Source organism: Streptomyces sp. TBY4 (genome assembly GCF_024213195.1).
Lineage (GTDB): Bacteria > Actinomycetota > Actinomycetes > Streptomycetales > Streptomycetaceae > Streptomyces.
The window spans coordinates 113,654-132,978 of sequence record NZ_JANAVF010000002.1 but is presented as its reverse complement, the minus strand read 5'-3'; the positions used below and the strand labels follow the sequence as shown (position 1 = coordinate 132,978).

At 73.9% G+C, this 19,325-nt stretch carries 15 protein-coding genes; 10 read left to right on the top strand and 5 right to left on the bottom strand.

Features of this window, described 5'->3' with window-relative positions; genetic code table 11:
* Positions 1-8: 8 nt before the first annotated feature.
* Positions 9-1,376: a deoxyribodipyrimidine photo-lyase gene (locus tag NLX94_RS04915; RefSeq protein ID WP_254381336.1), complete on the bottom strand. Its 1,368-nt coding sequence runs from the start codon at positions 1,374-1,376 to the stop codon at positions 9-11.
* A 392-nt stretch (positions 1,377-1,768) separates the two neighbouring features.
* Positions 1,769-3,262: an SDR family oxidoreductase gene (locus NLX94_RS04910; protein ID WP_254381335.1), complete on the bottom strand. Its 1,494-nt coding sequence runs from the start codon at positions 3,260-3,262 to the stop codon at positions 1,769-1,771.
* 183 nt (positions 3,263-3,445) lie between these two features.
* On the opposite strand from NLX94_RS04910, the gene NLX94_RS04905 reads away from it, so the two are divergent.
* The 8 genes from NLX94_RS04905 to NLX94_RS04870 all read left to right on the top strand — a co-directional run bounded on the left by NLX94_RS04905 (position 3,446) and on the right by NLX94_RS04870 (position 11,414).
* Positions 3,446-4,732, top strand: coding sequence for an NAD(P)/FAD-dependent oxidoreductase (locus tag NLX94_RS04905; RefSeq protein WP_254381334.1), 1,287 nt, complete (start codon positions 3,446-3,448; stop codon positions 4,730-4,732).
* Positions 4,729-5,520, top strand: a complete 792-nt coding sequence (locus tag NLX94_RS04900) for a DUF1365 domain-containing protein (protein ID WP_254381333.1) — start codon at positions 4,729-4,731, stop codon at positions 5,518-5,520. The genes NLX94_RS04905 and NLX94_RS04900 overlap by 4 nt, the downstream gene beginning before the upstream one ends.
* Positions 5,457-6,746, top strand: a complete 1,290-nt coding sequence (locus NLX94_RS04895; protein ID WP_374683902.1) for a class I SAM-dependent methyltransferase — start codon at positions 5,457-5,459, stop codon at positions 6,744-6,746. The genes NLX94_RS04900 and NLX94_RS04895 overlap by 64 nt, the downstream gene beginning before the upstream one ends.
* Positions 6,747-6,802: 56 nt before the next feature.
* Positions 6,803-7,525: a DUF1295 domain-containing protein gene (locus NLX94_RS04890; RefSeq protein WP_254381859.1), complete on the top strand. Its 723-nt coding sequence runs from the start codon at positions 6,803-6,805 to the stop codon at positions 7,523-7,525.
* Positions 7,526-7,612: 87 nt separating this feature from the next.
* Positions 7,613-8,092 carry an Lrp/AsnC family transcriptional regulator gene (locus NLX94_RS04885; protein WP_254381331.1) on the top strand — a complete coding sequence of 160 codons (480 nt, stop codon included), beginning with the start codon at positions 7,613-7,615 and terminating at the stop codon, positions 8,090-8,092.
* Positions 8,093-8,153: 61 nt separating this feature from the next.
* Positions 8,154-8,831 (top strand): HAD family phosphatase, encoded by a 678-nt coding sequence (locus NLX94_RS04880; protein WP_254381330.1) that lies wholly within the window; start codon positions 8,154-8,156, stop codon positions 8,829-8,831.
* A 53-nt stretch (positions 8,832-8,884) separates the two neighbouring features.
* Positions 8,885-10,252: a cytochrome P450 gene (locus NLX94_RS04875; RefSeq protein ID WP_254381329.1), complete on the top strand. Its 1,368-nt coding sequence runs from the start codon at positions 8,885-8,887 to the stop codon at positions 10,250-10,252.
* A 52-nt stretch (positions 10,253-10,304) separates the two neighbouring features.
* Positions 10,305-11,414 carry an FAD-dependent oxidoreductase gene (locus tag NLX94_RS04870; RefSeq protein ID WP_254381328.1) on the top strand — a complete coding sequence of 370 codons (1,110 nt, stop codon included), beginning with the start codon at positions 10,305-10,307 and terminating at the stop codon, positions 11,412-11,414.
* On the opposite strand, the gene mltG is transcribed toward NLX94_RS04870, so the two are convergent.
* Together mltG and NLX94_RS04860 are read right to left on the bottom strand one after the other, a co-directional pair.
* The gene (mltG, locus tag NLX94_RS04865) at positions 11,400-12,239 is read right to left on the bottom strand and encodes an endolytic transglycosylase MltG (RefSeq protein WP_254381327.1); all 840 of its coding nucleotides are present in this window, start codon (positions 12,237-12,239) and stop codon (positions 11,400-11,402) included. The two genes, NLX94_RS04870 and mltG, sit on opposite strands and share 15 nt — an antisense overlap.
* A 63-nt stretch (positions 12,240-12,302) precedes the next feature.
* The gene (locus tag NLX94_RS04860; protein WP_254381326.1) at positions 12,303-14,255 is read right to left on the bottom strand and encodes an ABC transporter ATP-binding protein; all 1,953 of its coding nucleotides are present in this window, start codon (positions 14,253-14,255) and stop codon (positions 12,303-12,305) included.
* A 107-nt stretch (positions 14,256-14,362) separates the two neighbouring features.
* Here NLX94_RS04860 and NLX94_RS04855 point away from each other — a divergent pair, with 107 nt between their 5' ends.
* The gene (locus tag NLX94_RS04855; protein ID WP_254381325.1) at positions 14,363-14,824 is read left to right on the top strand and encodes a MarR family winged helix-turn-helix transcriptional regulator; all 462 of its coding nucleotides are present in this window, start codon (positions 14,363-14,365) and stop codon (positions 14,822-14,824) included.
* A 98-nt stretch (positions 14,825-14,922) separates the two neighbouring features.
* A complete protein-coding gene (locus tag NLX94_RS04850; RefSeq protein WP_254381324.1) occupies positions 14,923-17,859 on the top strand; it encodes an FAD-binding and (Fe-S)-binding domain-containing protein in 2,937 nt (978 codons plus the stop codon).
* 25 nt (positions 17,860-17,884) lie between these two features.
* Here NLX94_RS04850 and NLX94_RS04845 read toward each other — a convergent pair whose 3' ends face one another.
* Positions 17,885-19,165 carry a sulfite oxidase gene (locus NLX94_RS04845; protein ID WP_254381323.1) on the bottom strand — a complete coding sequence of 427 codons (1,281 nt, stop codon included), beginning with the start codon at positions 19,163-19,165 and terminating at the stop codon, positions 17,885-17,887.
* Positions 19,166-19,325: the final 160 nt, after the last annotated feature.

Sequence of the window (19,325 nt, the reverse complement as noted above, 5' to 3'; positions counted from 1 at the left end):
GCGGCCGGTCATCGCTCGCGGCCCCGGCGGAAACGGTCCAGGCCGTCGGCGAGGCCGACCACCGGGTCGGGGTAGTCGTAGCCCGCCCGTTCCAGGCCGGGGAGCCGCCAGGGCTCGTGCACGCGGGGTGCGGGGAGTCCGGCCAGTTCGGGGACCCAGCGGTGGACGTAGCCGCCGTCGGGGTCGTAACGCAGGCCCTGGCGGACCGGGTTGAGGACGCGGTTGGGTCGGGTGTCGGTCCCGGTGCCCGCCACCCACTGCCAGTTGAGCTGGTTGTTGGCGAGGTCCCCGTCGACCAGGAGGTCCATGAAGTGGCGGGCTCCGATCCGCCAGTCGACGTACAGGGTCTTGGCGAGGAAGCTCGCGGTCAGCAGCCTGCCCCGGTTGTGCATCCAGCCCTCGTGGGCCAGTTGGCGCATGGCCGCGTCCACGACCGGGTAGCCGGTGCGGCCCTCCTTCCAGGCGCGGATCTCCTCCTCGGCGGCGGGGCCGGTGCGCCAGCGGTCGCCGCGGTCCCGGTAGTCCGCGGTGGCGGCCGCGGGCCTGGCCGCGAGCACCTGGTGGTGGAAGTCGCGCCAGCACAGCTGCCGTACGAAGGCCTCCGCACCGGGGCCGCCGGCGGCGCGGGCCCGGTGGACCGCCTCGGTGGGCGAGAGCGTGCCGAAGTGCAGGTGCGGGGAGAGCCGCGAGGTGGCGTCGCCGGCCAGGTCGTCGTGGGTGTCCTGGTACCGGTCGATGCCGGAGCGCAGCCACCCGGCCAGCAGACGGCGCGCCTCGGGTTCACCGCCGGGGGCGAGGCCCGGGGAGGTGCCGGTGACGGCGGCGCGCTCGGGCAGGGGCTCCGAACGGATCGCGTCCGGCACCGGGACGGCGCGGGGCGCGGGTGCGGCGGCCCGCAGGGGGTGCTCCGACCAGCGGCGGTGGTACGGGGTGAAGACGGAGAAGTGATCGGACCCGGAGGACCCGACGGGTGTGACGGCCCCCGGGGCGACCGCGGTGACCACCGCGTCGTGGACGTGGAACCGCCGGCCGTCGGCTTCGAGGGCCTCGCGCAGCCGCTGCTCGCGGGCGTGGGCGTAGGCGCTGACTCCGGCCGACATGTGCACCTCGTCGGCGTCGGCCTCCCGTACGAGGGCCAGGGTCTCGGCGACCGGATCGCCGGACCGTACGACGAGGCGGCCGCCGCGGGAGCGCAGCCCGGCGTCGAGGCCGGCAAGGCAGTCGGCGAGGAAGGCGAGCCGGTTGGGCGGGGCGGCGACCGCCGGATCGCGCACGAAGAGCGGGACGACCTGCCCGGAGGAGGAGAGGGCGGCCCGCAGCGGCGGATGGTCGTGCAGCCGGAGGTCGGAGGTGTAGAGGACCACCGCGACGTTCATGGGGTTCGCTCCGCGTGGGGGAAGTCGGGATGGGGTGTCATGCAGTACTTCGCCACCGACCCCACTCCCGGATGCGCCGACCCCGACTCCACCCCTGCCCTGCCCAGGTGTGGCGCCGCCCGGGCGTCCGGGGGCTCCGCCCCGGACCCGTTGCCGCGCGCGGCGCCGTTCCCGGGGGCCAGCCCCCGGACGCCCGCTCCTCAAACGCCGGAGGGGCTGGATTTGGGCCGGTCCCAGCCCGCACGTGGACGCCGGAGGCCTGGGAAATCCAGCCTCGCCGGCGTTTGAGGCGCGGGGTCTGGGGCGGAGCCCCAGGGGGTTCAGGCGCAGCCCGGGGGCCCGGCTTCAGCCCGTCCGGCGTTTGAGGGCCGGGGGCGGGGCCCGGGCTGCGCCTACTCCGCGTCGGGCGTGCGCTCCGCCGCGCGGGCGATGTTGCGGGCCATGCCGCCGAAGACGACGGCGTGGAACGGCGACACGCTCCACCAGTACAGGTGGCCGAGCAGGCCGTGCGGATGGAACAGCGCCCGCTGGCGGTATCGGGACCCGGCCTCCCCGGGAGACGGCGGGTCGGCGTGCAGTTCCAGCCAGGCGAGCCCCGGCAGCCGCATCTCCGCGCGCAGCCTCAGCAGCCGGCCCGGTTCGATCTCCTCCACCCGCCAGAAGTCCAGGGAGTCCCCCACCCGCAGCCGCGCCGCGTCCCGGCGGCCGCGCCGGATGCCGACCCCGCCGACGAGCCGGTCCAGCCAGCCCCGTACGGCCCAGGCCAGCGGGAAGGAGTACCAGCCGTTCTCGCCGCCGATGCCCTCCACCACCCGCCACAGCGCCGCCGCCGGGGCCTCGACGGTCAGCTCCCGGCAGTCGGTGTAGAGGCTGCCGCCCGCCCAGTCGGGGTCGGTGGGCAGCGGGTCGCTCGGTGCGCCCGGGACGGCGGCGGAGGACCAGCGGGTGGTCACCCTGGCCTCGCGGATCCGCCGCAGGGCCAGCGCCAGCGCCTCGTCGAAGCCGATGGGCGCGCCCGGCGGGTCCGGGACGTGGGCGGCGATGTCGTGCTCCGCGCACACCACCTCGTGCCGCAGGGATTCGGCGAGCGGCCGGGCCAGCGCCCTGGGCACGGGGGTGACCAGGCCGATCCAGTGGCTGGACAGCCTCGGGGTGAGCATCGGGACCCGCAGGATGAGCCGTGCGGGCAGCCCCGCGACGGCGGCGTAGCGGCGCATCATCTCCTCGTACGTGAGCACGTCGGGCCCGCCGATGTCGAAGGCCCGGTTCACCTCGGGCGGCATGCCGGCGCTGCCCACGAGGTAGCGCAGGACGTCGCGGACGGCGATGGGCTGGCAGCGGGTGCCGACCCAGCTGGGGGTGACCATGACGGGCAGCCGTTCGGTGAGGTACCGCAGCATCTCGAAGGAGGCGGAACCGGACCCGATGACGACCGCGGCGCGGAGCACGGTCGCCGGGACGGCTCCGTCGAGGAAGACCTCCCCGACTTCGGCGCGGGACCGCAGGTGCGGTGAGAGGGAGCGGACGGGGATGTCGGCCGGGGTGAGGCCGCCGAGGTAGACGATGCGGCGGACCCCGGCGGCGCGGGCCTCCTCCGCGAAGGCCCGGGCGGCGTCCCGGTCGCGTTCCTCGAAGCCGGATCCGGTGCCGAGGGAGTGCACGAGGTAGTAGGCCACGTCGATGCCGGTCATCGCCCCGGCGAGGGACGGCGGGTCGGTGACGTCTCCCCGGACGATCTCGGCCTCCCCGGCCCAGGGATGGTCGCGCAGTTTCTCCGGGGTGCGGGCCAGGCAGCGGACCCGGTGCCCGGCGTCCAGCAGTTCGGGTACGAGGCGTCCGCCGATGTATCCGGTGGCCCCGGTGACCAGGCAGTTCTTGCCCGTCATGGCTGTCTCCGCTCTTCGTGCGCTGTTCCTCGGTACCTCCACCCCCTGCCTCCGATTCTCCGCGGCGCGCCGGGCCGGATGCGGGATTCCCCCGTACGGCACATCCAAGACCCCCCTCCGCTCCGAAGTGGGGGTGACGGGGTGCCCCGGACGAGGGCGGCGGGGAGACGAGGGAGGAACACGATGACCCAGCGAGGGCCGGCGGGGCGTCCGCGGACGGCCGTGATCGGCGGGGGCGTGTCGGGACTGACGGCGGCGTACGTCCTGGCGCGCTCGCACGAGGTGACCCTGTACGAGGCGGACGACCGGCTGGGCGGGCACGCGCACACCCACGAGCTCAAGGGCCCGGACGGGGTGGTGCGGGCGGTGGATTCGGGGTTCATCGTCCACAACGACCGCACCTACCCGCACCTCCTGCGGCTCTTCGGCGAGTTGGGGGTGGCCACCCGCCCGACGACGATGAGCCTCTCGGTCCACTGCGAGGGGTGCGGGCTGGAGTACGCGGGTGCGCGCGGGCCGCGCGGACTCTTCGCCGGGCGCCGGTCCGCCGCGAACCCGGAGTACCTGCGGATGCTGGCCCGGATCCCGGCCTTCCACCGGCGGGCCAGGAGACTGCTGGCGACCGCCTCCCCTGCCGGTGCCGGGATCACCCTGGCCCAGTTCCTGCAACAGGGCCGTTTCGGGGCCTACTTCACCGCGCACTTCGCGATCCCCCTGGTCGCCTCGGTGTGGTCCTGCCCGCCGGACACGGCGCTCGGATACCCGGCCCGGTACCTGTTCCGCTTCCTGGAGCACCACGGCCTGCTGTCGGTCGGCGGCTCGCCGAGCTGGCGTACGGTCGCCGGCGGCTCGGCGCGCTACGTGGAGCGGATCCGCGAACGGCTGGACGCCGTGTACCTCGCCGCTCCGGTACGGGCGCTCGCGCGCACCCCGCGGGGCGTGTCGGTCACCACCGCCGGCGGGGCCACCGACCTCTACGACGCGGTGGTCGTCGCCGTCCACGCCGATCAGGCGCTGCGCCTGCTGGCTGATCCGACGGACGCGGAACGGACCGCGCTCGGCGCCTTCCGCTACTCCCGCAACCGCACCCTGCTGCACACCGACACCTCGGTGCTGCCGCGCGCCCCCGGGGCCCGGGGCTGCTGGAACTACCGGCTGTCGGGGTGCCGGCCGGACGACGCGCACGTACGGGTCAGCTACGACATGAACCGCCTCCAGGGGCTGGACGGGCCGGAGCCGTACGTGGTCACGCTGAACGCGGACGGGGCGGTGCGGCCGGAGCTGGTCCTGGCCGAGATGGAGTACGAACACCCCGTCTACACCACGGAGTCGGTGGCGGCCCAGCGCCTGCTGCCCGCCCTGTCGGGGCCGGTGACGGCCTTCGCCGGCGCCTATCACGGGTGGGGGTTCCACGAGGACGGCTGCCGCTCGGGCGTGGCGGCCGCCGCTGCGCTGGGGGTGTCGTGGTGAGCCCCGGCCCGGCGGAGCCCCGCCTCTACCTGGCCGACATCCGGCACGTCCGGTCGGGCGGGACCCGCTACCGGCTGCGGCACCGCACCTACCTGTGGCTGGTGGACCTCGACCGACTGCCGCGTCTGCCACGGGCGTTGCGGCCGCTGGCCCGGTTCGAGGCGCGGGACCACTTCGGCGGCGGCGCCCCTTCGATCCGGGCCGGGCTGGACGCGTTCCTCGCGGCGCGGGACGCCGGACTCCCGCCGGGTTCCCGGGTGCTGATGCTGGCGCACGCCCGGGTGCTCGGCCACGTCTTCAACCCGCTGACCGTGTACTGGTGCCGCGGCCCGGACGGCATCCTGCGCCAGGTGGTCGCCGAGGTGCACAACACGTACGGCGAGCGGCACTGCTACCTGCTCCCGCCGGAGACCGCCCGGGGCGACGGGGATCACGGGGGCTCCGGCGGCGGGTGCGCCCCCGAAGCCGGCCCGGTCCCCAAGGAGTTCTACGTCTCCCCCTTCCTCGCGGTGGAGGGCGCCTACCGCATGCGGCTGCCCGAGCCGGGCGAACGCCTCTCCCTGAGCGTCCGGCTGGCCGGCGGTGCGGACGGCGCCCGCCTGACCGCGACCGTCCGCGGCGAACGCCGTCCCGCCGGCGCCCGCGGGCTGCTGCGCGCCGCGCTGCGCCGGCCCTGGTCCACCGCCGCCGTCAGCGCCGGCATCCGCTTCCACGGCGTCCGGCTGTGGCTGCGCGGGCTGCCGGTGCGGCCGCGACCCCGACACGTACCCCAGGAGGGTCTGAAGTGAGCACGTCGAGCACCACCGCCACCGCCCCGGCCGTGCCGCCCTGCTCCCGGGCCCGGGCCGCCGTCGGGCGGCTGCTGATCCGCCGGGCCCTGGACCGGCTGCCGCTCCAGGTCCGGATGGGCCCCGACGGGACGCTGGGGCGGGGCGGCCCGGCGATGGCGGTGTACGACCCGGACGCCTTCGAGCGCCGGATCGCGGCCGGGGGGCTGATCGGCTTCGGCGAGTCGTACCTGGCCGGGGAGTGGGACGCGCGCGACCCGGTCGCGGTCCTGACCGTGCTGGCCGGGAACGTGACGGGGCTGGTCCCGGCCCCGCTCCAGCGGCTGCGCGGCCTGTGGGCCCTGCGCCACCCGGCCTCGGAACGCAACACCCCGACCGGCTCGCGCACGAACATCCAACGCCACTACGACCTGTCGAACGAGCTGTTCGCCGAGTTCCTCGACCCGACGATGACCTACTCCTCGGCGGTGTTCCGCACCCTGCCCGCCGGCCGGGAGCAGCTCACCGAGGCCCAGCACCGCAAGATCGACATGCTGCTGGACCTGGTGGAGGCCGGTCCCGGCACCCGGCTGCTGGAGATCGGCACGGGCTGGGGCGAGCTGGCCGTCCGGGCCGCCCGGCGCGGTGCGCACGTGGTCACACTGACCCTCTCGCGGGAGCAGCGGGAGCTGGCGCTGCGCCGGATCGCGGCCGCCGGGCTGTCCGACCGGGTCGAGGTGCGGCTGTGCGACTACCGGGAGGCCGAGGGGAGTTACGACGCCATCGTGAGCGTCGAGATGATCGAGGCGGTCGGCGCCGAGTACTGGCCGGTGTACTTCGCCACCCTGGACCGGCTGCTGGCGCCGGGCGGGCGGGTCGCGCTCCAGGCGATCACCATGCCGCACGAGCGGATGCTCGCCACCAGGGACACGTACACCTGGATCCACAAGTACATCTTCCCCGGCGGCATGCTGCCGTCGGTGCGGGTGGTGGAGGAGATGGCGCGCTCGCACACGGGACTGCGCGTGACCCGCTCCGAGGCCTACGGGGCCCACTACGCGCAGACGCTGCGACTGTGGCGGGAGCGCTTCGCCGAGCGGGCCGACCGGGTGGCGGAGCTGGGCTTCGACGCAGCGTTCCGGCGGATGTGGAGCTTCTACCTGGCGTACTGCGAGGCCGGCTTCGCCTCGGGGTACCTGGACGTGCACCAGTTCCTGCTGACGTCCGCCGAGGGAGGCTCCCGGTGAACTGGGGCGCCTTCGGGCTGAACCTGGCCGTCTCGGCGGGGGCGGCCCTCGCCGTCATGCTGGCCGCCTTCGCCGTCGGGGTCCGGCTGCGCAGGCACCGCGGGGTGGACGTGGCCTGGGGCCTGGGCTTCGTCTCCGTCGCGGTGACCACGTACGCGCTGTCGGGCGGCCGCCACCCGCTGCCTGCGGCCCTGGCCGTGGTGTGGGGTCTGCGGCTGGCCGGGCACATCGCGTGGCGGGGCCGCGGACACGGCGAGGACCCGCGCTACGAGCGGCTGCTCGCCCGGGCCCCGGGCAACCGCACCTGGTACGCGCTGCGCACGGTCTACCTGCTCCAGGCGGGCCTGGTCTGGCTGGTCTCCCTGCCCGTGCAGGCGGCGGCGTACGCGACCGGGCGGCCCGGCGCCCTGGCGGTGGCGGGCTCGGCGCTGTGGCTGTGCGGGCTGCTCTTCGAGGCGGTCGGCGACCACCAGCTGGCCCGGTTCAGGGCCGATCCGGCGAACCGGGGACGGATCATGGACCGGGGCCTGTGGTCCTGGACCCGGCACCCGAACTACTTCGGCGACTTCTGCGTGTGGTGGGGGCTGTCCCTGACGGCCTGGACCTCGGGAGCGGCGGCGGCGGTATCGGTGGTCTCCCCGCTCGTGATGTCGTACCTGCTGATCGGCGGCAGCGGGAAGCGGCTGCTGGAGCGGCACATGGCGGACCGCCCGGGCTACGCCGCGTACCGGGCCCGGACCAGCGGCTTCCTGCCCCGGCCTCCCCGTCGGCCGCGGTGATCCCGGCCCCTGCGGCAGCCCCGTCGGCCGCGGTGCCTTCGCAGGTCACAGGGGGTCCGATCCGGGCCGCGTTGGTACAGTCGCGGCATGGCGGTGGACGAGCTCGACACACGGATCCTGCGCCTGCTGATCGAACAGCCGCGCACCAGCGTCCGGGAGTACGCCCGGATCCTCGGCGTCGCGCGCGGCACCCTCCAGGCCCGGCTGGACCGGCTGGAGCGCACCGGGGTGATCACCGGTACCGGACCCGTCCTCTCCCCCGCCGCCCTCGGGCACCCCGTCCTGGCCTTCGTGCACATCGAGGTCACGCAGGGGCACCTGGACGAGGTCGGCGACGCCCTGGCCTCCGTACCGGAGATCATCGAGGCCTTCTCCATCACCGGTGGCGGGGACCTGCTGACCCGGGTGGCCGCGCGGGACAACGCGCATCTGGAGGACGTCATCCAGCGGCTGATCCGGCTGCCCGGTGTGGTGCGCACCCGGACCGAGGTCGCGCTGCGCGAGCGCGTGCCGCACCGGCTCCTCCCCCTGGTGGAGTCCGTGGGACGGAGCGCACGCAAACCCTGACAAGATGGTCCGGACAGGTACGACAGGTACAGGACCGGCACCGGCAGGACGGGCACAGCGGATGATCTCCGTCATATTCGATCTCGACGGCACCCTCGTGGACAGCGAGCCGAACTACTACGAGTCGGGGCGGCGCACCCTGGAACGCCACGGCGTCCCCGATTTCACCTGGGAGCAGCACTCCCGGTACATCGGCATCGGCACCCTGGAAACCCTGGAGATCCTCCGGGAGGAGTACGGGATCGAGGCCCCGGTGGAGCAGTTGCTCGCCGAGCAGAACGCCGCCTACCTGGAGCTCGCCCGGAGCCACACCGAGGCCTACCCCGAAATGCGCGCCTTCGTGAAGCGGCTGCACTCCGAGGGCGTTCCGATGGCGGTGGCCTCCGGGTCCTCGCTCGAGGCGATCGACGCGGTCCTGTCGGGCACCGGGCTGGACGCGCTGCTGACCACGGTGGTCTCCGCCGAGGAGGTCGCGCAGGGCAAGCCCGCCCCGGACGTGTTCCTGGAGGCGGCGCGCCGGCTGGGCGCGGAACCGGCCGACTGCGTGGTCGTCGAGGACGCGGCGCCGGGCGCCCTGGCCGCGCACGCGGCGGGCATGCGGTGCGTGGCGATCCCCTACGTGGCGGCCACGGCCGACGACCCGGCCTTCGCGGCGGCCGGGCTCCTCTTCCCCTCCGGGCAGACGGAGTTCAGCGCGGAGAGCGCCTACACCTGGCTCACCGGGGCGCAGGCCGCCTGAGACCGCGGGAACGTGCTCTGGCGTCCTGGGGGCGGCGCTGTCACCATGCCCGGGTGACCGCCACCCTGACGCCCCCGGGCTCCGAGCGCGGACCGCGCCGCTGGCCCCTGCTGGGGAACCTCCCGGCCTTCGCCCGCGATCCGCTGGCCTTCTTCGAGTCGCTGCGCGACGAGTACGGGGACTGGGTGCCCTGGGCGCTCGGCCCGCAGCGCAACGTCCTGGTCTCGCGGCCGGAGCACGCCGGTGAGCTGCTCGGCGCCGTGGAGTCCACCTTCAGCCCGACCGAACTGGGCTGGGCCTTCCGGCAGTTGCTCGGCAACGGGGTGGTCGTGGCCACCGGCGAGGACTGGCGGCGCAAGCGGGCGCTGGTCCAGCCCTCGGTGCGTCCGCGCCAAGTGCGCGCGTACGCGGCCACGATGGTGGAGTGCGCCGACGCACTGGTCTCCGGGTGGAGCGACGGCGAACGGATCGACGTGCACCGGGAGATGGCCGGGCTCACCCAGCGCATCGCGGTGCGGACCCTGTTCGGGAGCGACGCCGCCGGCCGGGAGGGGCCCATCAGCGCGGCCATGGCCACCGCGCAGCGCGAACTCGGCGCCGAGTTCCGGGGCGTGACGATGTTCCTGCCGCCGTGGGTGCAGACGCCGGGCCGGCGCCGGATGCGGGCGGCGGTGGACGTCCTCGACCGCGAGATCGAGCACGTCATACGGGAGCACGAGACGGCCTCGGCGTCCGGGGAGGAGCGGGACGACCTGCTCAGCAGGCTCCTCTCCGCCCGCGACGAGGACGGCGGGCCGCTGTCGCGCACGGAGCTGCGGGACGAGTCGATCACCCTGTACATCGGCGGCCACGAGACCACCTCGACCACCCTGACCTGGGCCTGGCAACTGCTCGCCGGGGCGCCGGAGGCCCGCGAACGGCTGGCGGAGGAGCTGGACCGCGTACTCGGCGGCCGGCTGCCGACGTACGAGGACTACGCGCGGCTCCCCTGGACCCAACAGGTGGTGAAGGAGGCGCTGCGGATCTATCCGCCGATCTGGCTGATCTCCGCGGTGGCCAGGGAGGGCGCCACGCTCGGCGGGCGTCCGGTCCCGGCCGGTCTGTCGGTGTGGATCAGCCCCTGGTCGATGCACCGCGACGAGCGCTGGTTCCCCGAGCCGGAGGCCTTCCGCCCCGAGCGGTGGTCCGCCGACGCGGCCGACGCCCACCAGATCCCCGAACACGCCTGGTTCCCCTTCGGCGGCGGGCCGCGCGCCTGCCTGGGCGCCCGCTTCGCCCTGGTCGAGGCGGCCCTCGTGCTGGCCGTCGTGGCCCAGCGCTTCCACCTGGACAGCGGCCCGGCGCTCGCGCGGGTCCTGCCGGGGCTCACCCTCCAGCCCAGGGACCCGGTCGTGGCCACCCTCCGGGCGCGCCGCTCCTGACGGATCGCACCCGCCGGGGAAGATCCCGACAGGACCGCAGGTTAGTAGAACCGTGAACAACTTCACTGTGCAGGACGTGGATGTCCAGGACGTGGACGTGGTCGTCGTGGGCGCGGGGCAGGCGGGACTGTCCAGCGCCTACCACCTGGCGCGGGCCGGCATCGGCCACGTGGTCCTGGACCACGCGCCGCGCCCGGGCGGCGCCTGGCAGTTCCGCTGGCCCACGCTCACCTACGGCAAGGTCCACGGCATGCACGCCCTGCCCGGGATGGAACTCACCGGCGCCGACCCGCCGCGGCCGTCCTCCGAGGTGATCGCGGAGTACTTCGCCGCCTACGAGGACCGCTTCGGCCTGCGCGTACGCCGACCTGTGGACGTCACCGCCGTCCGCGACGGGGAGGACCGCCGGCTGCTGGTGGAATCCCGCTCCGGAAGCTGGTCGGCACGGGCGCTGATCAACGCCACCGGCACCTGGGACCGGCCGTTCTGGCCGCGCTACCCGGGACAGGAGCTCTTCCGGGGCCGCCAGCTGCACACCGCGAACTACCCGGGGCCGGAGGAGTTCGCCGGAGCCCGGGTCATCGTGGTGGGCGGCGGCACCTCGGCGGTGCAGCACCTGCTGGAGATCGCCGAGGTGGCGGCGGAGACCACCTGGGTCACCCGGCGGCCCCCGGTGTTCCGCGACGGCAGCTTCGGGGAGGCCGAGGGCCGCGCGGCGGTGGCCCTGGTGGAGGAGAGGGTCCGGCAGGGGCTGCCGCCCCGGAGCGTGGTCAGCGTCACCGGGCTGCCGCTGAACGAGGCCGTCCGGGGCGGACTGGAGTCGGGGGCCCTGGACCGCCGCCCGATGTTCGACCACCTCACCCGCGCGGGGGCCGCCTGGCCGGACGGCACCCGGGTCGAAGCGGACGTGATCCTGTGGGCCACCGGCTTCCGCCCCGCCATCGACCACCTGGCTCCCCTGCGCCTGCGCGAACCGGGCGGCGGCATCCGCCTCGAAGGCACCCGCGCGACCCGCGACGACCGCATCCACCTGGTCGGCTACGGCCCGTCGGCATCCACCATCGGCGCCAACCGCGCCGGCGGCGCCGCGGTCCGCGAGATCCACCGGCTGCTCACCCGAACCCCGGCCGGGGCAACCGCGCGCCGGCTAGGTCGCGCGTGAGGCTGCGCGGAGGCGGTTGAACTCGGCAACGTGGCGTTTGTGTTCCTCGTACGTCGCCGAGAAGCGGGTGTCCCCCTGTTTCACGGTGACGAAGAAGAGCCAGTCCCCGGGGGTCGGGGCCACCGCCGCCGCCATGGCCTGGAGGCCGGGGCTGTCGATCGGGGTGGGGGGCAGGCCCTGGCGTTCGTACGTGTTGAAGGGGCTGTCGATCTTCGTCTCGCTCAGCTTGGTGTCCACCGTGGAGCGGTTCAGCGCGTAGTTGATGGTGGAGTCCATCTGCAGCGGCATCGATTTCGCCAGCCGGTTGTGCACGACCCGGGCGACCTTGCCCATGTCCCCGCGGGTCTCGGCCTCGGCCTCGATGATGCTCGCGAGGGTGGCCGTCTGGTACGGGGTCATCCCGTGGGCCTTGCCGCCGTCCGCGACGGCCGGGGTGGAGAGCTTCTGGTTGGCCGTCTCGACCATGTAGGTGAGCAGCGAGGCCGGGGTGGATTGCGAGGTCACCGGATAGGTGGCCGGGAAGAGGTACCCCTCCGGGTTGCCCTTCGCCTCGGCGGGCAGGGGCAGAGCGCTCGCGGCGGCCGCGGCCTTGGTGGAGCCGGCGGGGAGCTTCAGCTCGCGGTCGATGGCGGCGTAGACCTGCGGGGCCCGCCAGCCCTCGGGGATCAGCAACTGGCGCGGCTTCTCGGGCGCCTGCTCCCCGGGGGACAGGGGGATCAGGAGGGCTGCCCCGAGTCCCAGGACTGTTCCGAGGAAGAGCGCCAGCCTGCCCCGGCGGGTGAGCCGGGATCGGCGCGGTGACGGCGGCCGGTTCTCATGACGCATGCGGGCACGCTAACCCGCGAACCATCGGATTCCCGACATCTCACCCGTGCGCCGGTCATACGATCACACGTTCACCGGGGCCGGCTCGGTGCCGCGCGGGGTGTCCGGCTTGAACGTCCCGCGCTTGAGCAGGTCCGCCGTGCGCATCTCGGAGCCGAGCGCCCCGGACAGGAGCCCTCCGGACTCAGGGGCCTCCGGCACGAGCGCGGTCTCCTGGTCACGGCGGACCAGAGCCGCGTACCGGCCGTCGGCCTGCAGCAGCTCCTCGTGGGTGCCGCGCTCCGCTATCCGACCTCCGTCGAGGACCACGATCTGGTCGGCGTCCCGGACGGTGGAGAGCCGGTGGGCGATGGTGATGGTGGTGCGGCCCTGCGAGAGGTTGTCGATGGCGCGCTGCACGGCGTGCTCGGTGCGGGTGTCCAGCGCGCTGGTGGCCTCGTCGAGGATCAGCACGGGCGGGTCCCGCAGGATGGTGCGCGCGATGGCCAGGCGCTGCTTCTCTCCACCGGAGAAGCGGTACCCCCGCTCGCCGACCAGGGTGTCGTACCCGTCGGGCAGGGACTCGATGTGGTCGTGGATCTGGGCCGCGCGGGCCGCCTCCGCTATCTCCTCGTCGGTGGCGTCCGGCTTGGCGAAGCGCAGGTTGTCCGCGACGGAGGCGTGGAAGAGGTAGGTCTCCTGGGAGACCACGCCGATGGAGCGGGCCAGGGAGTCGAAGTCGAGGTCGCGCACGTCCACTCCGTCGAGGACGACCCGGCCGCCGGTGACGTCGTAGAGCCGGGGCACGAGGTAGCTCAGGGTGCTCTTGCCGGATCCGGTCGGGCCGACCACGGCGAGGGAGCCGCCGGCCGGGACCGTGATGTCGATGCCCGTCAGGGTGGGGCCGCTCTTGGCGTCGTAGGCGAAGTGGACGTCCTCCAGCCGGACCTCGCCCCGGGCACGGTCGAGGCGGACGGGGTCCTCGCGCTCGGTGATGTCCACCGGCAGGTCGAGGTACTCGAAGATGCGGGCGAAGAGCGCCAGGGAGGTCTGGATCTGGACGCCGGTCGAGAGCAGGCTCACGGCGGGCCGGAACAGGCCCTGCTGGAGGGTGACGAAGGCGACGAGGGTACCGACCGAGAGCGAGGGGGCTCCGGTCTGCAGGGCTATGCCGGCCGCCCAGTAGATGAGCGCGGGCATGGCGGCCATGACGATGCCGATGGTGGACATCCGCCAGCGCCCGGCCATGCTGGAGCGCACTTCGAGGTCGACGAGCTTCTCCGACTCCTCCGCGAAGGAGTGGGTGAGCGAATCGGCGCGGCCCATGGTGCGGCCCAGCAGGATGCCGCTGACCGAGAGGGACTCGGTGACCGTCGCGGCCATGGCGGCCATCTGCTTCTGGCGCTGCGCGGTGATCTTCTTGCGCTCACCGCCGACGCGGCGGCTGATCCACACGAAGACGGGCAGCAGGAGCAGCGAGACGAGGGTGAGCCGCCAGTCGAGCGCGAGCATCGCGACGACGGAGGCGATGACGGCCGTCGCGTTCGAGACGAGGGAGGTCGCCGTGGAGGTGACCGTGGCCTGCATGCCGCCGATGTCATTGGCTATGCGGGACTGCACCTCGCCGGTGCGCGTCCGGGTGAAGAAGGCCAGCGGCATCCGCTGGAGCTGTGCGTAGACGGCGGTGCGCAGATCGTGCATGACGCGCTGGCCGACGGTGGTGGATATCAGGGTCTGGAGCACGCCGAAGATGCTGGTGACGACCGCCGTCACGATCATGCCGAGGGCGAGCAGGCTGAGCAGCCCGGTGCGCCCCTGCGGGATCGCGACGTCGAGGATCTCCTTCAGCAGGAACGGAGTGGCGACTCCGACCAGCGAGGAGGCCGCGACCAGCACACCGACGAGGGCGAGGCGCCCCCGGTAGGGCCGGAAGAGGCCGACGATGCGGCGCAGCTCGCGCGGCCGCTCGTCCGGTGCGGGGCCGCTGGGGTCAAGGGATTCTTTCGAGGGTTCCCACTCGGGTTCCTTGGGGCGCATGGGCCTCCTTCATGACAGGTGACGAGACTCGAATGAGCATAGCTCATTGTTACCTATACTCACAATGAATCCTGTCCTGATATCGTTCCCATTATGAGGACCGCAGCATGAGCACCGCTTCCGAGACCGACACGACCGACGGCGTCCTCGCGGAGCAGCTGCTCCGGCTGACCCGGCGGCTCCACCGCATCCAGAAGCGCCATCTGGAGCCGCTCGGTATCACGCCGGCGCAGTCCCGGCTGCTGCGCACCGTCGCCCACTTCTCCACGGTGCGGCCGCCCCGGATGGCAGACCTCGCCGCCCGCCTGGAGGTGGTGCCCCGCGCCGTGACCACGCTGGTCGACGCCCTGGAGGCCGCCGACTGCGTCCGCCGCGTGCCCGACCCGGAGAACCGCCGTGTCATAAGGATCGAGCTGACCGACACCGGCCGCGCCACGCTGCGCCTGCTGCGCAACGCGCGAACCGACGCCGCAGAGGAGATCCTGGCTCCATTGACCGTCGATCAGCGCGAGGTGCTCGGCGGCCTGCTGAACGCTCTGGCGGACGCTCCGGCGGAGCACGGCTGCTGACGGGCGACGGTCCGGCCGGGAGAGGGCCGGGGCTGCGCCGAACGAGTGAGATCGACCGAGTGTGATCGACCGACACGGCGCGAGTTGAGGGGCTGCAGATGCCACTGCTGGAACCGAAGCCGGGGGCCCTGCGCCCGCGCACCCTCAGCGGCCCCGCCCCCGACCGGGTGCCGGAGCGCGCCTCCACCGGCACCCCCGAGCCGCTTCGCAGCGAGCTGACCGAGCTGCTGGGCGCCGACAAGGTGCTCTGGGGCGTCTCCGACCTGGTCCGCTACGCCTCCGACGCCTCCCCGTACCGGTTCCTGCCGCAGGTCGTGGTGATCGCCGAGGACATCGACGACGTCTCCGCCGTCCTGTCCTACGCCCACGGCAAGCAGCGCGAGGTCGTCTTCCGGGCGGCCGGGACCTCGCTCAACGGCCAGGCGCAGGGCGAGGACATCCTCGTCGACGTCCGCCGCCACTGGGCCGGGGTCGAGGTGCTGGAGGAGGGCCTGCGCGCCCGGATCCAGCCCGGCACCACCGTCGTGCGCGCCAATGCCGCGCTCACCCGGCACGGCCGCGTGCTGGGCCCGGACCCGGCCAGCGCCATCGCCTGCACCCTCGGCGGAGTCGTCGCGAACAACGCCTCGGGCATGACCGCGGGCACCACGAGGAACTCGTACCGCACCCTGTCCTCCCTCACCTTCGTCCTGCCGAGCGGCACCGTCGTGGACACCGCCGATCCGCTCGCCGACGAGGAGCTGGCACACGCGGAGCCCGCCCTGTGCCACGGCCTGATGGAGATCAAGAAGGAGATCGAGGCCGATCCGGAGCTCGTCGCGCGCATCCGGGCCAAGTACGAGATCAAGAACACCACCGGCTACCGCCTCGACGCCTACCTCGACGGCCACACCCCCGTCGAGATCCTGCGCGGGCTGATGGTCGGCTCCGAGGGCACGCTCGGCTTCATCGCCGAGGTCGTCTTCGACACCCTGCCGCTGGACCGCGAACTCACCAGCGCGCTGCTCTTCTTCCCCTCGCTGCCCGCGGCGGCCGCGGCCGTACCGCTCTTCAACGAGGCGGGGGCGCTGGCCGTCGAGCTGATGGACGGCAACACCCTGCGCGCCTCGGTGAGCGTCGCGGGCGTCCCCGCGGACTGGGCCGGGCTGCCCAAGGACACCACCGCGCTGCTGGTGGAGTTCCGGGCCCCCGACGAGGCCGGCCGCGCGGAGTACGAGCGGCGGGCCGCCGAGGTGCTGGCCGGGCTGGACCTGGTGGCCCCCGTGGCCTCGGTGACCAACGCCTTCACCAGCGACGCCGGGACCATCTCCGGCTACTGGAAGGCCCGCAAGGCCTTCGTCACCGCCGTCGGCGGTGCCCGCGCCTCCGGCACCACCCTGATCACCGAAGATTTCGCGGTCCCGCCGTCCCGGCTGGCCGAAGCCTGCGAGGCCCTCCTCGAACTCCAGGCGGAGCACGGTTTCGACGCCGCCGTCGCCGGCCACGCCGCCCACGGCAACCTGCACTTCCTGCTCGCCTTCGACGCCGGCCGGCCCGCGGACGTGGAGCGGTACGCCGCGTTCATGGACGCCTTCTGCCGGCTCACCGTGGAACGGTTCGACGGCTCGCTGAAGGCCGAGCACTCCACCGGCCGCAACATGGCCCCCTTCCTGGAACTGGAGTGGGGGCCCCGGGCCACCGAGATGATGTGGCGCACCAAGCGGGTCATCGATCCCGATCTGGTGCTCGCCCCGCGGATCCTGCTGGACCGCGACCCGAAGGCACACCTGCGCGGCCTCAAGACGATCCCGCAGGTGGAGGCCGTCGCCGACCCCTGCATCGAGTGCGGGTTCTGCGAACCGACCTGCCCCAGCGAGGACCTGACGACCACCCCGCGCCAGCGGATCGTGCTGCGCCGGGAGATGATGCGCCAGCAGCCCGGCTCCCCCGTGCTCGGCGGACTGCTCGATGCGTACGGGTACGACGCCGTGGACACCTGTGCCGGCGACTCCACCTGCAAGCTCGCCTGCCCCGTCGGCATCGACACCGGCGCCCTGATGAAGGACTTCCGCCACCGCCGGCACAGCCCGCGCGAGGAGCGCGCCGCCGAGCTCGCCGCCCAGCGGTTCGGCGCGGTCGAAGTGGCCGCACGGCTGGCCGTGGCCGCCGCCGACAAGATCACCGGCGTGGTCGGGGACGGGGTCCTGCGGGCCGTGACGGGGGCCGCGCGCAGGGCCGTACGGCCCGACCTGGTTCCGGAATGGCTGCCGCAGGTCCCCGGCGCCGCGGCCCGTACGCTGCCCGCCACCCGGCGCGGGGGCGCCGCCGCGGTCTACTACCCGGCCTGCGTCAACCGGATCTTCGGCGGTCCCGGGGGACGGCCCGGCCCCTCCCTCCCGGAGGCCGTGGTGGCGGTGTCGGAGCGCGCCGGCAGGCCGGTGTGGATCCCCGGGGACGTCCGGGGCACCTGCTGCGCGACGATCTGGCACTCCAAGGGCTACGACGCCGGCAACCGCGTGATGGCCAACCGGATCGTGGAAGCGGCCTGGGGCTGGACGGCCGGCGGGCGGCTGCCGCTCGTGGTGGACGCCTCCTCCTGCACCTTGGGCATCGCCCACGAGGTGGTCCCGTACCTGACGGACGACAACCGGGCGCTCCACGCCGAGCTGCGGATCGTCGACTCCATCGTCTGGGCCGCCGAGGAGCTCCTGCCGCGCCTGGAGGTCCGGCGCACGGTGGGCTCGGCGGTGCTCCACCCCACGTGCTCGATGCGGCACTTGGGCGACGAGGCCCAGCTGCGGGCGGTGGCCGAGGCCTGCGCCGACGAGGTGGTGGTCCCGTACGACGCGGGCTGCTGCGCCTTCGCGGGCGACCGCGGCATGCTGCACCCGGAGCTGACGGAGTCGGCGACGGCGCGCGAGGCGGCCGAGGTGACGGCGCGGGAGTTCGACGCGCACCTGTCGGCGAACCGGATGTGCGAGGTGGGCATGGACCGGGCCACGGGCCGCAGTTACTACTCGGCCCTGCTGGAACTGGAGCGTGCCACCCGGCCGTAGGCCGTCCCGTGCCGGACCTTGCCGGTCAGACCACGGTCACCGGGTGGCGCACCACCGCGTCGAACAAGTAGCCCTGCGTGTTGTGGGCCGCGGTCGCCGGCTGGGTCCGCCCGGTGGTGTCGGTGGCCCGCGCCAGCAGCGCGGTCGGACCGGTGGTCCGCGGGGTCCACGGCAACGACCAGCGCACCCAGCTGCCCCGGTGCGGGACGTCGTGCAGCCGGGCCCGCCGCCAGCGGGCCCCGCCGTCGGTGCTGACCTCGACCCGGTGCACGGGAGCCGCGCCCGACCAGGAGCGCCCGGTCAGCAGCCGCGTCCGGCGGACGGGAACGGTCGCACCCAGCTCCAGCTCGAAGGCGCTCTTGAGGGTCTGGCGGGTCAGCGGGGCACTGCCCTGCGGCGGCTGGCCGGGCCCGAACAGCCGGTACAGGTCGGTGTTCCACGGTGTGTAGAGGGGCTCCGCGCTCACCTCGATGTCCCCGACCCACTTGATCGAGGAGATCCCGATCCAGTTCGGTACGACCACGCGGACCGGACCGCCGTGGTCGGGCGGCAGCGGCTCGCCGTTCATCTCGTACGCGAGGATCACGTCGTCGAGGGCCTTGGAGACGGGCAGCGGGCGCCGCACCCGGCCCAGGTTCACCCCGTTCGTGACGACCTCGTCGTCCAGCCCGCGGGGCAGGACGTCCACGGCCGCGCCGGTCACGCCCGCCCGCCTCAGGACGTCGGACAGCCGGGCACCGCGCCAGCGGGCCACACCGATCGCGCCGAGGGTCCACGCGGTCCCGCTCACCTGCTGGCCCTGCTGGGTGGTGTAGAAGCTGCGGCCGTTGCCCGCGCACTCGATGAACAGGGTCCGCTCGACCGCCGGCAGCGCGCGCAGCCGGTCGTAGGAGAATTCCACCGGCCCGCCGGACAGGGCGTCGCCCCACACCTTCAGCCGCCAGTCGGTCGCCTCGAGGCGCGGGGTGACGGTGTGGTTGCGTACGAAGAACCGGTCGAGGGGGGTCAGGGGACCCGTGCCGCGCAGGGCGGCGAAGTTGGTCTCCGCGTTGGTGCCCCGGAGGGTGAACAGCTCGGGCGGCAGCGGCTTCACGGTCCCGGGCAGCACGGCGGCGGCCGTCGCGCCGCCGGTGGCTGCCGCGGCGGTTCCGGCGGCGCCCAGGCCCAGGGAGCCGGCCGCGGTTCCCGCCGCGAAGAGTTTGAGCAGGTCGCGGCGGTCCACTCCGGCGGAGCGGGCGCGGTCGCGCGCCCACTGCTTCAGGCGCAGGCGGTCGTACTGGCTCTCGTCCGACAGGTCGAGGGGCATGGCGGGGCACTCCTTGGTCGCGATTCCCGACGGACCGTAGAAGCCCGGCCCCACCTGCGGGAACCTCCTCGCCCCGATGGCCACGAACCTGCAACACGGCCGCAATGACGGGCGGCCGCCGCCAGGCCGCAGCACCGCCCGCGGAAAGCCTTGGCCAACG

Excerpts from the sequence above, each read along its gene's own strand:
- NLX94_RS04915 (WP_254381336.1), bottom strand. The coding sequence starts at position 1,376 with ATGAACGTCGCGGTGGTCCTCTACACCTCCGACCTCCGGCTGCACGAC.
- NLX94_RS04910 (WP_254381335.1), bottom strand. The coding sequence starts at position 3,262 with ATGACGGGCAAGAACTGCCTGGTCACCGGGGCCACCGGATACATCGGC.
- NLX94_RS04905 (WP_254381334.1), top strand. The coding sequence starts at position 3,446 with ATGACCCAGCGAGGGCCGGCGGGGCGTCCGCGGACGGCCGTGATCGGC.
- NLX94_RS04855 (WP_254381325.1), top strand. The coding sequence starts at position 14,363 with ATGAGCACCGCTTCCGAGACCGACACGACCGACGGCGTCCTCGCGGAG.
- NLX94_RS04860 (WP_254381326.1), bottom strand. The coding sequence starts at position 14,255 with ATGCGCCCCAAGGAACCCGAGTGGGAACCCTCGAAAGAATCCCTTGAC.
- NLX94_RS04890 (WP_254381859.1), top strand. The coding sequence starts at position 6,803 with ATGCTGGCCGCCTTCGCCGTCGGGGTCCGGCTGCGCAGGCACCGCGGG.
- NLX94_RS04880 (WP_254381330.1), top strand. The coding sequence starts at position 8,154 with ATGATCTCCGTCATATTCGATCTCGACGGCACCCTCGTGGACAGCGAG.
- mltG (WP_254381327.1), bottom strand. The coding sequence starts at position 12,239 with ATGCGTCATGAGAACCGGCCGCCGTCACCGCGCCGATCCCGGCTCACC.
- NLX94_RS04850 (WP_254381324.1), top strand. The coding sequence starts at position 14,923 with ATGCCACTGCTGGAACCGAAGCCGGGGGCCCTGCGCCCGCGCACCCTC.
- NLX94_RS04845 (WP_254381323.1), bottom strand. The coding sequence starts at position 19,165 with ATGCCCCTCGACCTGTCGGACGAGAGCCAGTACGACCGCCTGCGCCTG.
- NLX94_RS04885 (WP_254381331.1), top strand. The coding sequence starts at position 7,613 with ATGGCGGTGGACGAGCTCGACACACGGATCCTGCGCCTGCTGATCGAA.